This is a genomic window from Streptomyces sp. D2-8 (assembly GCF_023184515.1).
Taxonomy (GTDB): Bacteria; Actinomycetota; Actinomycetes; order Streptomycetales; family Streptomycetaceae; genus Streptomyces.
Genome location: NZ_JAAHBP010000030.1, coordinates 63,380 through 77,846, shown reverse-complemented (window position 1 = coordinate 77,846; position 14,467 = coordinate 63,380). Strand labels below are relative to the sequence as shown.

The 14,467-nt window shown below is 72.8% G+C and carries 14 protein-coding genes; 2 read left to right on the top strand and 12 right to left on the bottom strand.

What is annotated here, in order from left to right; translation table 11 throughout:
• Positions 1–36: 36 nt before the first annotated feature.
• Together G3I77_RS36970 and G3I77_RS36965 are read right to left on the bottom strand one after the other, a co-directional pair.
• Positions 37–660: a DNA polymerase ligase N-terminal domain-containing protein gene (locus G3I77_RS36970; protein ID WP_248511054.1), complete on the bottom strand. Its 624-nt coding sequence runs from the start codon at positions 658–660 to the stop codon at positions 37–39.
• A 37-nt stretch (positions 661–697) separates the two neighbouring features.
• Positions 698–1,528 carry an aldo/keto reductase gene (locus G3I77_RS36965; RefSeq protein ID WP_248511052.1) on the bottom strand — a complete coding sequence of 277 codons (831 nt, stop codon included), beginning with the start codon at positions 1,526–1,528 and terminating at the stop codon, positions 698–700.
• A 196-nt stretch (positions 1,529–1,724) separates the two neighbouring features.
• Here G3I77_RS36965 and G3I77_RS36960 point away from each other — a divergent pair, with 196 nt between their 5' ends.
• Positions 1,725–2,651 (top strand): TauD/TfdA family dioxygenase, encoded by a 927-nt coding sequence (locus G3I77_RS36960; RefSeq protein ID WP_248511088.1) that lies wholly within the window; start codon positions 1,725–1,727, stop codon positions 2,649–2,651.
• A gap of 275 nt (positions 2,652–2,926) precedes the next feature.
• On the opposite strand, the gene G3I77_RS36955 is transcribed toward G3I77_RS36960, so the two are convergent.
• The 4 genes from G3I77_RS36955 to G3I77_RS36940 all read right to left on the bottom strand — a co-directional run bounded on the left by G3I77_RS36955 (position 2,927) and on the right by G3I77_RS36940 (position 6,970).
• Positions 2,927–4,432 (bottom strand): metallophosphoesterase, encoded by a 1,506-nt coding sequence (locus G3I77_RS36955; protein ID WP_248511050.1) that lies wholly within the window; start codon positions 4,430–4,432, stop codon positions 2,927–2,929.
• A 47-nt stretch (positions 4,433–4,479) separates the two neighbouring features.
• Positions 4,480–5,313 (bottom strand): MHYT domain-containing protein, encoded by an 834-nt coding sequence (locus G3I77_RS36950; protein WP_248511048.1) that lies wholly within the window; start codon positions 5,311–5,313, stop codon positions 4,480–4,482.
• 121 nt (positions 5,314–5,434) lie between these two features.
• Positions 5,435–6,190 (bottom strand): dienelactone hydrolase family protein, encoded by a 756-nt coding sequence (locus tag G3I77_RS36945; protein WP_248511047.1) that lies wholly within the window; start codon positions 6,188–6,190, stop codon positions 5,435–5,437.
• A 159-nt stretch (positions 6,191–6,349) separates the two neighbouring features.
• Positions 6,350–6,970 carry an L-threonylcarbamoyladenylate synthase gene (locus tag G3I77_RS36940; RefSeq protein WP_248511045.1) on the bottom strand — a complete coding sequence of 207 codons (621 nt, stop codon included), beginning with the start codon at positions 6,968–6,970 and terminating at the stop codon, positions 6,350–6,352.
• A 169-nt stretch (positions 6,971–7,139) separates the two neighbouring features.
• On the opposite strand from G3I77_RS36940, the gene G3I77_RS36935 reads away from it, so the two are divergent.
• The gene (locus tag G3I77_RS36935) at positions 7,140–8,633 is read left to right on the top strand and encodes a helix-turn-helix domain-containing protein (protein WP_248511043.1); all 1,494 of its coding nucleotides are present in this window, start codon (positions 7,140–7,142) and stop codon (positions 8,631–8,633) included.
• A gap of 231 nt (positions 8,634–8,864) precedes the next feature.
• On the opposite strand, the gene G3I77_RS36930 is transcribed toward G3I77_RS36935, so the two are convergent.
• Genes G3I77_RS36930 through G3I77_RS36905 form a run of 6 tightly spaced genes read right to left on the bottom strand, consistent with a single transcriptional unit; the run spans position 8,865 to position 14,282 of the window.
• Positions 8,865–10,091 (bottom strand): cytochrome P450, encoded by a 1,227-nt coding sequence (locus G3I77_RS36930; RefSeq protein ID WP_248511033.1) that lies wholly within the window; start codon positions 10,089–10,091, stop codon positions 8,865–8,867.
• Positions 10,088–11,326: a cytochrome P450 gene (locus G3I77_RS36925; protein ID WP_248511032.1), complete on the bottom strand. Its 1,239-nt coding sequence runs from the start codon at positions 11,324–11,326 to the stop codon at positions 10,088–10,090. Before G3I77_RS36925 ends, G3I77_RS36930 begins: the two co-directional genes overlap by 4 nt.
• Positions 11,323–11,949 carry an ATP/GTP-binding protein gene (locus tag G3I77_RS36920; RefSeq protein ID WP_248511031.1) on the bottom strand — a complete coding sequence of 209 codons (627 nt, stop codon included), beginning with the start codon at positions 11,947–11,949 and terminating at the stop codon, positions 11,323–11,325. Before G3I77_RS36920 ends, G3I77_RS36925 begins: the two co-directional genes overlap by 4 nt.
• A complete protein-coding gene (locus G3I77_RS36915; RefSeq protein ID WP_248511030.1) occupies positions 11,921–12,283 on the bottom strand; it encodes a DUF742 domain-containing protein in 363 nt (120 codons plus the stop codon). Before G3I77_RS36915 ends, G3I77_RS36920 begins: the two co-directional genes overlap by 29 nt.
• Positions 12,280–12,702, bottom strand: a complete 423-nt coding sequence (locus tag G3I77_RS36910; RefSeq protein WP_062924866.1) for a roadblock/LC7 domain-containing protein — start codon at positions 12,700–12,702, stop codon at positions 12,280–12,282. The genes G3I77_RS36915 and G3I77_RS36910 overlap by 4 nt, the downstream gene beginning before the upstream one ends.
• The gene (locus G3I77_RS36905) at positions 12,699–14,282 is read right to left on the bottom strand and encodes an ATP-binding protein (protein WP_248511028.1); all 1,584 of its coding nucleotides are present in this window, start codon (positions 14,280–14,282) and stop codon (positions 12,699–12,701) included. Before G3I77_RS36905 ends, G3I77_RS36910 begins: the two co-directional genes overlap by 4 nt.
• Positions 14,283–14,467: the final 185 nt, after the last annotated feature.

Here is a 14,467-nt window from a genome sequence, read left to right as displayed (position 1 = left end):
TCGATCAGCCTTCGCCGTCACGAGGGGCAGCGGCCCTCACCCGCTCGCTCCCCGGGCCGCGTCCGACGCGACCTGGGCGAGCGTGCGGCCGGACGTGGCCGAGCGCGCCCGGCGGGGATCGGGAGCCCCGTGCGTACGAGCCGTGCCCCCGGCCCGCCTCACGAGCAGCCAGGCCTCCTCGCCGTCGCCGCTCCGGGCGGTGCGGAACCGGGTCAGGGCGTACTCGCCGTGCAGCTTGGAACCGCTCAGCCGGAACGTGGCGTGCCCGCGCTCCAGCGACTCCGCGAAGTCGACGGGACGGCCCTCGCGGTCGTGGCTCAGCGGCTCGTACGTGCCGTGGTCCCAGACGATCACCGTGCCGCCGCCGTACTCGCCGCGCGGGATCACGCCCTCGAACTCCTCGTACTCCAGCGGATGGTCCTCCGTGGGCACGGCCAGCCGCTTGTCCTTCGGGTCCGCAGAGGGGCCCTTGGGGATCGACCACGACTTCAGCACGTCGTCCACCTGCAGCCGGAAGTCGAAGTGCATCGTGCGGGCGTCATGGATCTGCACCACGAACCGGGGCGCCTCCCCGGCGGACGACCCGCGTCCCCGGGGCTCGCCGGTCCGGTCGAAGTCGCGCTTGCCGCGGTAGTCCCGCAGCCGGTCCCGCTCAGCCACCTGCGGCTCCTTCCTGCCTCGCGCGCCCGGGTACCCGTCAGAACTCCTCGTGCACCTCGGGGTCTCCGCCGAGCCGCCGGTGCGCCCGGTCCGCGACGGCCCGCATCTCGTCCTCGCTCAGCTCGAAGCCGAAGACGTCGAGGTTGGCGCGCTGCCGCTCGGGGTTCGCCGACTTGGGGATGGGCACCGCGCCGAGCTGCGTGTGCCAGCGCAGCACGACCTGCCCGGGCGACACCCCGTGCGCCTCGGCGATCCGCGCCACGGCGGGGTCCTCCAGCAGGGTCGTGCCCCGGCCCAGCGGGCTCCAGCTCTCGGTGACGATGCCTTTGCCCGCGTGGAAGGCGCGCAGGTCGTCCTGCGGCAGGAGGGGATGCAGCTCGATCTGGTTGACCGAGGGCAGCACCCCGGTCTCCTGCTCCAGCCGCTCGATGTGTCCGGCCGTGAAGTTCGAGACGCCGATCGACCGCACGAGCCCTTCCTCGCGCAGCTTGATCATGGCCTTCCAGGAGTCGACGTACCGGTCCACGCGCGGCAGCGGCCAGTGGATCAGGTACAGGTCGACGTACTCCAGGCCGAGGCGGGCCCGGGACTCCTCGAAGGAGGCGAGGGTCTCCTCGTAGCCGTGGTGCCGACCGGGGAGCTTCGTCGTCACGACGATCTCCTCACGCGGCACCACACCGGAGGCCACACCGCGGCCGACCCCCGTCTCGTTGCGGTAGTTCGTCGCCGTGTCGATCAGGCGGTAGCCCGCCTCCAGAGCCGAGAGCACCGCCTGCTGCGCCTCGTCGTCGCCGAGCGGCCAGGTGCCCAGGCCCAGGGCGGGGAGCGTCGTACCGTCGTTGAGCGTGTGCGTCGGGATGCTGATCACCGTGGGACCTTCCCGTGGACTGTGTCGTCCCTCCAGCGTCACGGACGGGGGGAGCAATGATCAACCGGACAAGCCGGTCGCCTCGGACGGAGATCGCTGTCACGATCTTCGGGAAGCGAACACCAGGCCCACGACCAGCGGAGCGCTCACGACGACGGACAGCCGGACGACGGACGAGGCGGCGCGGGAGGCCGGCCTGGAGGTGAAACCGGTCGCCGGGTATATCGGGGCCGAGATCAGCGGCGTCGATCTGGCCACGGACCTCGACGACGCCGCGGTCGCCGCGATCAGGGCGGCGGTGCTGCGGTGGAAGGTGGTGTTCTTCCGGGGCCAGCGGCTCGACCACGCCGCGCACGTGGCGTTCGCGCGCCGGTTCGGTGAGACCGTGGTGCTGCCCCGGCGCGGCAAGGCCTCGCCCCCGGACTTCCCCGAGATCGAGACGACCGCCGACCGGCTGGAGCTGGGCGGGCGGTTCGGGATGGAGCACGACGAGTGGCTGCGCCGCCGCCGCCACACCCTGCTGCGCGGCTGGCACTGCGACCACGGCGCCCGTATCGACCCACCCGCGGCGACGATCCTGCGCGCCGAGACCGTACCGCCCTACGGTGGCGACACCACCTGGTCGAACCTGGCGGCCGCGTACGCCGGACTCTCCGCGCCGCTGCGCCGGTTCGTCGACGCACTGCGGGCGGAGCACCGGCTCGGCGTCGGCTACCAGCCCCGGCCGGGCGACGACGCGTACGTCCGGCACCTGCTGGACCGTCAGGTCGCCTCCCTGCACCCGCTGGTGCGCGTCCACCCCGAGACGGGCGAGCGGATCCTGTACGTCAACGGCTACTACGTCGAGCAGATCGCAGGCCTCTCCCGGCCCGAGAGCGGCGCGATCCTGGAGATGCTGCTGGAGCAGGCGGTCCGGCCCGAGTACACGGTCCGGTTCCGGTGGGAACCGGGCAGCGTGGCGTTCTGGGACAACCGCGCCACCATGCACCTGGCCCCCGGCGACACCGCCCACCTCGACCACTCCCGGATCATGCACCGCGTGATGCTAGCCGGGGACGTGCCCGTCGGGGTGGACGGCACGCCCTCGGAGCCGATCACCGGGACCGCGCCGGGCCGTTGGTGACACACGCCGGCCGGGGCCGGGCTGCTGGTGGGCTGTTGCGGGTCTTCTTTGGGCCGGCCGCAGGCGGCCTGTCGGACGCCGTCTGCCTGGCCGCGAACGGGCCGCCCTCGGTCGCCGTGGCCCACCGGGAAGCCCAGGTGCCCGGCTGCCGGCCCAGTGCCGGGCCCAGTTTCGCCGCCGTGTCGGTGAGGATCTGTACGTAGTCCTCGTGCTCGAAGGTGAAGGGCAGGTGGTGCCAATCCGGCGGGGGCCCGTACTGTTCCCGTCCCGCCCGGTCAGCGCAGCGGAATCGTCACCTCGTCCTCGACCGGCGGGGCGACCTCCTGGGCGCGGTTGCCCGTGGCCGCGTAGCAGCGCAGCCGGACCGACTCCGGGGAGACGTCCAGGCGCAGGAAGCACTTGAAGAACGGCGGGCTGTACGTCGCCGAGCTCGGAGAGAACAACGACGTGTAGATCTTCCGCACGGGCAGCCGGAACCGCTTGGCCTTGTCGGGGCGGCGGCCGGTGCCGAGCAGCCCGGCGACCAGGCGGACGCGCCGGGTGACGCGGGTCGAGGCGCCCGGGGCGCGTGTGGGCGGGATGCCGAGACGCTCGGCGATCACGGCGGTCGCCTCGCCCTCGGTGAGCGTGAAGAAGCGGCGCAACCACAGCCGGCGGCCGTAGAGCCGGCTGTAGAAGGCCAGGGAGTCACCGCGCAGCGGGTAGCAGCGGAAGTCCTGCTCGGTGACGCCCCCGACGTTGACGCGGGGGATCGTGTGGGTGGCGTGCATGAACGCGCCGCCCCCGCCTGCGACGACGTACTGGAGCGTGCGTCCGCCGTCCAGCCGGACCGGGTAGCGCTGGTAGTTGTGGATGTCGCCGCCGATCGCGGCCACATAGTGGTGATCGGGGTCGCGGACGACGTCGTCGACGGTGCCGCCCCCTTCGATGGCGCACGGCTCGCGCCGGCCGTCCACGTACAGGGGTGAGCCGGTGACCAGGATTTTCGGGCGGGACCCCCGGGAGACTTCACGCAGCCAGGCACCCTGCTCGGCGTCGAGGGTGCCGAGCAGGCCCGTGTCGATGCCGATGATCCGCACCGGGCCGGCATCGATCGCCCAGTACGGGCCCGGCTGGACGGCCTGTTGCGCGGCGGTGGAGCGCAACGTGCGTGCCTCGGCGAGGCGTTGCCCCTCGTCCGGGCCTGGCCGGTGCCACAGCACCGTCCGCAGCCAGGCCCGGGTGAGCGGGCGCGGCCGGGGCTCGGGCGGCAGCGGCGGGGCGTCGTCGCAGAAGACGCGCATGAAGCCGCCGAGGTCCTCGTACCAGTCGTGGTTGCCGGGTATCGCGTAGATCGGCGCCTGATAGTCCTGGTACGGGCGGAAGAACTTGGTGTCGTAGTCGTCCGCGCTGCCCACCGGGTAGATCACGTCACTCGCCAGCACGGCGAAGCGGGTGTCCTGACCGGTTGTCAGGAATCCCGGCACGACGGCGTACTGGGGATCGTCGCCTTCGCCGGTGTCGCCGATGACCAGGAACGAGAAGTGGTCCGGGTCGTCGCGCCGGATCACCTTGTCGGCCGGTGCGCCGGAGGCCGCCCGCTGCGCCACCCAGCGGCTGCGGGTCCGGCCGGTCGGGTCCCCGAACCAGGAGGCCAGCACGCCGTTGCGGGCGACCCACAGCATCCGGGGGCTCAGCCAGGAGATCTTCTCGACCTTCGGCGGCATCAACTGCCGGTACGCGCCCCGTTCGCTGGTACCCCAGCCGGCGCCTTCGGCGGTATCGCGTGAGGAGTCAGACACCGGTGCACCGTAACAATCGATCTATGCCCCGTCCGCAGGCGGGCCGCTCACCGCCTGCGCGTGGGTGCGGCCGCCGAGCGCCACGAAGGGCGGGGCTGCGACGCGGAGTTGGCGGCCGGGGTGGGCGGCCGGTGTGCAGACGGCCGTTCGCCCAGCACCAGCAGCGGATCGAACATCACCACGACCCCGGCCAGCAGCAGGAAGACCACCGGCCCCAGCAGCATCGGCAGCAGCAAGGATGTGGGCGAGTCGCCCGCCCATGTCCCACCGGTCGAGTCGTGCACATGGACGCTGACGGCGGCCATGCCCGTGTAGTGCATCCCGGACACCGCCACGCCCATGACCAGGCTCGCTCCGAGGCTCGTCAGGAAGCCGCGGATGGTCACGGCGGACCACAGCGCGGCGGTCGCGGCGCCGATGGCGATCAGCACGGACAGGGCGACACCGACCGGGTCGTAGCCGACGTCGCCGTTCAGCCGCATCGCCGCCATGCCGAGGTAGTGCATGCCTGCCACGCCGAGTCCGGTGACCGCACCCGCGACCGCCAGCGTGGCACCGCTCGTGCCGCGGTAGCCGACGATGAACACGCCGACGCCCACCACGGCGACGGCCACGACGAGACTGAGCACCGTCGTGGCCGCGTCGTACCGGACCCGGGTCTCCTCCACATGGAAGCCGATCATGGCGATGAAGTGCATCGTCCAGATGCCGCATCCGATGGAGGCGGCACCTAACGCAAGCCAGCCCGCCTTCCCGGACTGCGCGTCGTGCAGGGAGCGCACGATGCACCGCAGCCCCAGTGCCCCTCCCAGACAGGCCATCAGATAGGCCGCCACCGGGGTCACCGCACCGTAGCGGAACCCGTCGACCGTGCCGTTCATGAGCCAACTCCCCCCAGAGCGATGGCTGGTGTTCAGCAAGGTCTACGCGCAGGGATCTCGGGAAAGCAAGCCCTTACCGTCGGTAGGCCGCCAACTCCCTTTCCAAAGGAGTCGATTGCGGTCAGAATGTGCGCTTCAGCAGGTCGAGCAGCGCGGACCAGTGCCGCTCGTCGGCCTCCTGGTGGTACGACGCGGTGTCGGCCTGCGTGAAACCGTGGGACGCGCCCGGGTACACCTCGCACCGGTGGCGCACGCCCGCCGCCGACAGGGCCTCCTCCAGGCGCTCGATCTGCTCCTCGGGCAGGGAGTGGTCCTGGTCGGCGTGGCCGAAGTACAGCTCGGCGGTGATCTTGTCCGCCACGAGATGGGGGCTGTCCGGGGTGTCGGTGGCCAGCCGCCCGCCGTGGAAGCCGGCCGCGGCCGCGACCCGCTCCGGGTAGGTGCCGGCGGTGAGCAGCGAGAGGCGGGCGCCCATGCAGTAGCCGGTCAGCGCGACCGGGCCCTCGGCCACGGCCGGGCACCCGTCCAGCCAGCTCAGATACGCGCCGGCGTCCCGCATCGCCAGGTCGGGCGTCAGGGCCTGCATGACCGGCACGATGCGCTCGAATATCTCCGGACGCGCCCCCGGGTCGATGAACTCCGGCAGCTCGAACAGCGGGGCGCGACCGTGCCGGTAGAACACGTTCGGCACCAGCACCGTGTAGCCCTCGGCGGCCAGCCGGTCGGCCATGGACCGCAGTTGCGGACGCAGACCGAAGGCGTCCATGAAGAACAGGACCGCCGAGTGGGCGGCCCCGTCGGCGGGGTGGGCCAGATACGCGTCGGCGGTGCCGTCCTCGGTGGGGATGTCGACGGCGGTTCCCTGTACGGCGGTCAAGGCTGGGCTGCCTCTCTGCGGGGGTGGGGGGCCAGGAACCCGTCCGCGTGACCGGGCGGATCATGGTCATCGTGACACGTCCGTTCCCGGGGCATTTCGCCCACCCCCGTCACACGGTTGAACCGTGAACGGCCCTTGGCCTGTGCTTTACTCGATGTTTCACTCGAACCGCGAGGGGTCGCCCGCGCCGTGCCGCACCACCTCGGCCTCACCGCCGGAGAAGTCGATGACCGTCGTCGGCTCGGTGCCGCAGTCACCGGAGTCGACCACTCCGTCCAGCACGTGGTCGAGCAGGTCCTTGATCTCCCAGCCCTGCGTCATCGGCTCCTCCTCGCCGGGCAGCAGCAGGGTGCTGGACAGCAGCGGCTCACCGAGCTCGGCGAGCAGGGCCTGGGTGACGACATGGTCGGGGATGCGCACGCCGACCGTCTTCTTCTTGGGGTGCTGCAGCATGCGCGGCACCTCCTTCGTCGCGGGCAGGATGAACGTGTAGCTGCCGGGCGTCGACGCCTTGATCGCGCGGAACACGTCGTTGTCGATCCGCACGAACTGGCCGAGCTGCGCGAAGTCCTGGCACACGAGGGTGAAGTGGTGCCGGTCGTCCAGCTTGCGGATCGTGCGGATCCGGTCGATGCCGTCACGGCTGCCGAGGCGGCAGCCCAGTGCGTAGCAGGAGTCCGTGGGGTAGGCGACAAGAGCGTCGGCGCGGATGCTGTCGGCGATCTGGCCGATGGTGCGGGGCTGGGGGTTGTCGGGGTGCACGTCGTAGTACTTCGCCATCCGCCGAGCTTATGCCGCCGGTGCGGGTCGGCGGCGCAGGAGGGGGCCGGGACCGGGGACGCGGGCCCCGCCGTCCGGCGCCCGTGCCGGGGCGAGATCCCCAGGGACGTGAGGTAACGTCCCCGACCGGTGTGCCGGAGGCGGCGCGAGGAGCGAGGGGAAGGCCGAGGTGACAGGCCGAGAGGACGGGAACCGGCAGCGGGGGACGCAGGCCGGCACGGAACCGGCGTGGGCGGAGGAACTGCTCGAGCACCTGCGCCCGGCCGGGCGCGATGTCCGCAGAGTCGTCGCCTGGCTCGCCGGCACCGTGGGTGGGACCGTGGCCCTGCAGGACGCCACGGGGAGTCTGGCCGCCGGAAACCGGCTCCCCCTGGACGAGGACCTGGTCGCGGACATCACCGCCGGCCGGATCGCCTCCGCGGCCTGGCAGAGCCGGGAGCGCCACCTGCGTCTGGTCAGGGTGGAGCACCCGTCCCACACCTGCGTGCTGGCCGTCTCCCGGCAGGACCCCTTCGACCGGTGGGCCTCCGACGTCGTCACGCACACCGCCCAGGTGATCGAGGTGCTGCTGACGGCGAGCGAGTCGGCCGCGGCCGGGGACCGGCTGCGCCGGGCCACCGCCGACCTGCGCCTGGCGATCCTGCAACTGCTCATGGTCGAGGACACCATCGCCGCCCGCCGCGTCGCCGCCGGACTCTGGCCCGGCCTGCTCGACGCCGAGACGGCGTGCGTGTACGTCGTCGAGTCCGCTCCCGCCCTGCGCGACCGCGTCGCCGAGGAGTGCCTGGACAGCACCCGGGAGGACGCCCTGGTCGTGCGCTGCCCGGCCATGGACGGGCACGTCATCGTCGTCAGCCCCCGTGAGGCCACGGGGGACGCCCTGCGGGCCCTGGTCGGACGGCATCCGGACCTCTTCCTGGGCGGCAGCGTCCGGCAGAGCCTCGCCCGGACCGCCACCGCCTACGGGCAGGCTGTCAGCGCCCTCGCCGTGGCGCGCTTCCGGCCCGACAAGACGGCCGTCTACGCCGAGCGCACCCATCCGGAACGCCTGATGGACCCGATGGCGCTGCGCGGCTGGACGTCCCGGGTGCTGCGCCCGCTCGACACCCTGCCGCACCACACCCGCGCCGAACTCCTCGCCACCAGCCGGCTCGGCCTGGAGTTCACCGCCGTCAACGCCGCCAAGGTCCTCGGCGTCAGCCGCAACACCGTCCGCGCCCGTATGGAACGCGTCGAGACCCTGCTCGGCACCGACTTCGCCGACCTCACGGTCCGGGCGGTCGTCCACCTGGCGCTCAACACCCAGATCGGCCTGCCCGACGCGCGGTCCGCCGACGACACCGGGGACCCCGGACTGCGGCTCGCCGACCTGCTGTCCGGCCCCGGCGTACGCACCTGGGCGCAGGACCTGCTGGGCCGGCTGGACGCCGACGCCAGGAATCCGCGCCGGACGCTGCGCACCTGGATCGCCGCCGGCGGCAATGCCGAACGGGCCGCGCAGGCGCTGGGCGTGCACGCCCAGACGGTGCGCGAGCATGTCCGCAGCGCCGAACCCGTCCTGGAGCGCCAGCTCCTCGCCGCGGGCACCGACCTGTACGAGGTCGTGCTGGCGCACCTGGCCGTGGGCGACCTCGGCTTGCCGGTTTTCCGGCGTCCCGCGTGAGCCTGCTTGCCTCTGGGGCAAACTGTCGGCCGGCTCGGGGCGGGACGAAACCGGGCCATCCGGACTCAGCTGTGCACAGGTGAGCCCTGCTGAGCGTTCAGAGGGCATCGACACGGTTCACAAGGCCGCTGCCCTGGACGTAGGTTCAACTGACCGCGGGGGCTCGACCGGAACGGGGGACCGGTCGCGCTCCCGCGCGCTGCCCCGCCCGGCGGCGTGCCCCTGGTGACGTCAGCCGCGCAGCCGCACCGGGATCTCCTGCCAGCCGAACGCGATGAACGACGGCACCTGCCGCAAGCCCTCGTCACCTTCGGCCAGACTCAGCTCGGGGAAGCGGTCGAACAGCGCAGGCAGTGCGGTCAGGGCCTCCAGCCGGGCCAGCGGCGCCCCGATGCAGCGGTGGACGCCGATCCCGAACGCCAGATGGTCGTCGGCGGCACGCGTGGCATCGAAGTGGTCGGCGTCCGGCCCGTAGCGCTCGGGATCGAGACCCGCGGCGGCGTACGTCGTGATGATGGCGTCGCCGGCCGGGATCGTCACATCGCCGACGGTGAGATCGGTGACGGCGAACCGCAGCGGCAGCGACGCGATCGACGGGTGGGCGCGCAGCGTCTCGTCGACGACGGCGTCCCAGCCGATCTCCCCGGACCGGACGGCCGCCAGCTGCTCGGGACGGCGCAGCAGGGCGACGACCGCGTTGCCTATCAGGTTCACGGTGGTCTCGAACCCGGCGCCGATCACCAGCAGCAGCGTGTACAGCAGCTCCTCGTCGCTCAGCCGGTCGCCGTCCTCGTCCCGGACCCGGATCAGCTCGGTCGTGATGTCGTCGCCGGGGTGCTCGGCCCGGTGCGCGATCAGCGCGGGCAGCACCGTCCCGATCTGCTGCTGCACGGACGCCGCGTGCTCGGGGCTCGGGTCGGTGGTGTCCATGATGGCCGCGATGAGCCGGCCGGTGTCCTCCCGCAACGCGTCGGGCACGCCCATCAGTTCGCAGATCATCCGCATGGGCAGCGGATGGGCGAGCCCCTCCTTGACGTCCACGACCTCACGGCCGGCGCCCTCCAGAGCGGCCAGCAACTCCGCCGTGATCGCCTCCACCCGGGGCCGCATCGCCTCGGTACGCCGGTGCGTGAAGCTGGGCGCGACCAGCTTGCGCAGCCGGGTGTGGTCCGGGCCGTACGTGGAGAGCATGTTGACCACGCCGACCCACCCGAGGATCCAGCCCCAGGAGGGGTGTTCACCGATCTCGGGCCACAGCCGCCAGTGCAGCCGCGGGTCCTTGCTGACCCGCGGGTCGAGGATGAACTCCTTCAGTGTGTCGTACCGCGTGGGCGCCCAGGCGGGGATGCCGCCGGGCAGCTCCACGGGCACGACCGGGCCGAGGGCGCGCAGGCGGGCGCTCTCGGCTGCGATGTCGGCGCCGAACGGGTCGAGAGCGATGCGGTCGGTCACGGTCACGGTTGTCCTCCTGGCTGGTCGGGGGAGCGGGGGCTGAAACGGACGGGCAGCGCCGTCAGTGAGCGGTGGAAGGGACCGGGCCGCCACGTCAGGCGCTCGCGGGGCAGCACGGGTTCGAGGTCGGGCAGCCACTGGGTGAGCCGTTCGATCGCCTCGGTGGCGATGAGCAGCGTGTGCTGCTTGACCGGACAGGCATGCGGGCCGGCCGACCAGGACAGGTGCGAGGCGTCGGACGGGTGGCGGTCCGCGCCGCGCTCCTGTTCGGCGGCCGAGGCGAGGGCCCCGTAGGAGATCACCACCGGCACCGCGGCCCTGATCCACGCGCCGTGGAAGGCGACCGGCGTACGGGCGTAGTGGATGCCGTAGTTGGCGAGCGGCGTCTCGTGGTGCAGGACCTCCAGCACCGCGTCCGTCACCGGGCGGGCGCCGCTGGTCAGCGTCGAGTAGTAGGCCGGGTTGCCGAGGATCCGGGAGAGGGCGTTGGACACCAGGTTGGCCGTCGGCTCGTGTCCCGCGCCGAGGGTCAGGAACACCTGCCACGTGACCTCTTCGGGGGTCAGCCCCGCCGGATGGTCCAGCAGCCAGCTCGGCAGATCGTCGCCCCGCTGCCCGGTCTTGGCCGCGATCAGCTCCAGCACGTACCCGCCGAACTCGGCCTCGCCCTGCGCCGCCTGGGCGCCGCCTTCGATCAGCTTGCCCAGCGCGGCGTCGAGCCGGTCGCTCGCGCTGTCCGGCAGCCCGAACAGGCTGTTGAACACCAGCGCCATCAGCGGCCGGGTGAACTCGCCCACCAGGTCGGCCTCGCCGCGCGGCCCGATCCGGCTCACCAGCAGATGCACCGCCCGGTGTACCCGGGCCCGCAGATCGTGCGGCTCCACCAGGTCGAAGGCGTCGATCAGCGAGGTGCGATAGCGCAGGTGGGCGGCCCCGTCCGCGAACAGCGTGTTGGGCCGCCAGCGCATCATGCCCAGCACCGGCGAGTCGTAGGGGACGTTCGCCTCCCACGGCCGGGGATCGTGCGAGAACGACTCCGTGTCGTGCAGCAGCTCCAGCGCCGCCCGCCGGTCCGTGACGACGTACGCCGGCACACCGGGCGCGAGTTCCGCCCAGCCGACCGGGCCGTGGGCGCGCAGGGCGGCGTAGTAGGGGTGGGGGTCGCGGGCGAAGCCGTCCTCCCACAGGCGGACGGGCGCCGCGAGGGAGAAGGCCTGCTCGGCGGGGGAGGGGTGGGTCACCGGGGCTCCGGGGGGTGGTGGTCGATCAGGTGCTGCACCAGCGCGAGCAGGGCGTCGATCGAGGAGTTCGCCTCCCGCGCGTCGCAGGTCACCATCGGGGTCGTGGGCTCCAGGTCCAGGGCGGCGCGCAACTGCTCGGGCGTGTGGTGGCGGGGCGCGTCGGGGAAGGTGTTGAAGGCGACCGCGTACGGCAGTCCGGTCTCCTCCACCAGCCCCAGCACGTCGAACGAGGCGTCGATCCGGCGGGCGTCGACCAGGACGAGCGCGCCGAGCGCCCCGTAGGCGATGTCGTTCCACAGCGACCGGAACCGCTCCTGACCGGGCGTGCCGAACAGATACAGCACGACGTCGCCCGGCAGGCTGATCCGGCCGAAGTCGATGGCGACCGTGGTGGTCGACTTGTCCCGTACGCCGGCGAGATCGTCGACCTGCGCCGACGCCTCGGAGAGCTGTTCCTCCGTGTGCAGCGGGCGGATCTCGGAGACGGAGCGGATCAGGGTGGTCTTGCCCACCCCGAAGGGCCCCGTGACCAGGATCTTCACCAAGTCCTGGGCGGTGTCGGGGAGATGGATGTCCGTACCGCCGGACTGGGCGTCAACGGTGCTTGAGGTCGCGGAGGCCATCGGCCACTCTCTTCAGCAGGTCGGGGTCGAAGCGCCGGGCGGGCGGGATCGGCGCACGGGCCAGTACCAGGCCGCGGTCGAGGAGGCCGGCGGCCAGCACCAGTACCGCGGAGACGGGCAGCCGCAGCAGGGCCGCGGCCTCCACCACCGTCAGCGACCCCTGCTCCAGCTCCTCCAGCAGGGCCGCCTGGGCGGCGGGCAGGTCGGCGGGGGCCGGCTCACCGCTGCCGGTGAGGACCGACAGCCGCTCCAGGTGCGCACGGCTGGGCCGCGCCACCCCGCCGGTCGACAGGTACGCGGGAACCAGGGGACGGCCGCCACGGCGGCCCGTCATGCCGGCGTGTCGCCGTCGGCACCTCGGGGACCGGCCGCCATCGCCTTCTCGCCCAGCCGCGCGACCTGCGAGTGCACCCGGTGGGCGAGCAGGTCCAGCCGCACCTCGGGATCGCCGTACGCGGCGACGCAAGTGCCGTGGTCCGTCGGCACGATGAGCACATATCCGTGGTCCGACTCGATGACGACCTGCCGGATCTCGGCCCGGTCGGTGTCGGCGAACGCCGCCGCCGCGGTACGGCAGGCGCCCTGCACGGTGCTGGTGATGGCCGCGACCCGCTCGGCCGACGGCCGCGACAGCGCGTCGGTGTAGCCGGTGACGAGTCCGTCCCGGGTGAGCAGGGCGGCGGCCACGACGTGCGGCACCTCCAGGACCGGTTCGAGCACCCATGCCGTGTCCCCCGCTGCGCGGCTGGTCATCGAGCCGTTCCCCCTTCGTCGTCGTTGCTGTCGGTGTCGTCGGATGCCGCGTCGGCCGTGGTCGCGGCCGGGGCACCCTCAGGTACGGCTGGGACGGCGCCGGTGTTCGACCCGGCGGCGTACCGCGCCGCCGCGGTGCCCGACTGGAGGGCGCCGAGGGCGGCGGCGGACTCCTCGGGGCGGCGCGGGCGGCGTTGTGGTGCGGGCTCGGCCGCGGCGGGGCCGGACGGGGTGGTGGCGCGGCCGCGGCGACGCCGCTGGGGGAGGCCGCCGCCGTCCTCAGGGCTGTGGTGGCCCGGGGCCGGGGCGGTGGCTCGGTCGTCCCGCTCCGTGCCATAGCCGTGCTCGTGGTCGGTGGTGGCGGGGAGCGGCCCGGGCTTCTGGCGCTCTGCGGCCGTCCCGGACGCGGCAGCCGGGGCGGGTTCGGCCTGGTGGGGCGGGGCGGCCACGCCCGGCTCCGCCCTGCTGGGCGAGGCGGAAACGCTCCCCGCGTCCCCCACCGCGGTCCTCCGGGTCGAACGCGGGGCGCTGGCCGCCGGAGGCAGTTCCTCCGGGTCGATCCGCGTCAGCAGATGACTGTCGACCCGCAGCACCGCCCGCACCCCGCCGTACGGAGACGGGGAGGACAGGTCCACGCTCAGATCGAACTGGCGGGTCAGCTGGCCGATGGCCGCGAGTCCCATGCGCGGCGGGTCTCCGAGCTCGGTCAGCAGGATCGGATCCGAACCGGCGACCATCCGCTGGGCCCGGGCCCGTTCGTCCTGCGTCATGCCCAGACCGGCGTCGTCCACGGTGACGCAGACGCCGTGGTGGACGGCCTCGAGGTTGACCACGACGTCGGTGTCCGGCGCGGAGTGCCTGAGCGCGTTGTCGAGGAGTTCGGCGACGATGATGGCGACCGGCTCGACGGCGTGGGACACCAGGGCCGTCCCGGCCGCCAGGTGGTTGTTGACCCGGACGCGCCGGTATCCCGCGAGCCGGGCCTGACCGCCCGTCACCGCGTCCACCAGGTGGGACTCCTCCCGGGCGAGCCCCACCCAGGCCCCGCACACCACCGCGGCGATCTGCGCCCGCCGCAGCGACTGCTCGTTCTCGTGGTCCAGCTCGAACAGGGTCTGCGCCAACTCGGGCTCGTCGTAGCGCTGTTGCAGTCCGCGCAGGGCGTCCTGCAACCGGTACAGCGCCGCCTGGATCTCCCGGGTGGCTCCGCGCATCCCGGCCTGTGCGGCCGCGTCGATCCGGGTGCGCTGCGCGGCCAGCTCGGCGTGCAGCCCCTTCAGCACCTGCTCCAGGGCGGACCCCAGGGGCGAACCGGCCAGCTGCGGGTTCAGCGGGCCGGGCACGGTGACGTGGGAATGTGCGGCCTGCCGGGCCGCGGCGGGCACCCGACGCGCCGCCAGATGCTCGACCTCTGAGGTGAACGCCCGTGAGGTGCCGTCGAGTTGTGCCCGCAGCGCGGCCGTCTTCGCGCGCTGCGCGGCCAGTTGCCGTCGTGAGCGGAGCAGCCCGCCGCCGAGGGCGAACGCGGACAGTGTGCCGAGGGCGAGGGCGCCGACGGCCAGGTCCGGTACTTCGATCATCGAGTCGATTCCATGAGGGAGTCGGGCAGGGCTGGGTCCGAGGTGCTCTGGCGAGCCACCCGCAGCACAGTACACACCGTCATCGACCGATCTCGCACGGTGGAGCGTCACTTCGTTCCGAAAGTGACCGGCGTCTGTGGGCTTCCGGGGCAACTGTCTGGATTGCCGTACAGGGGAGGGGAGTT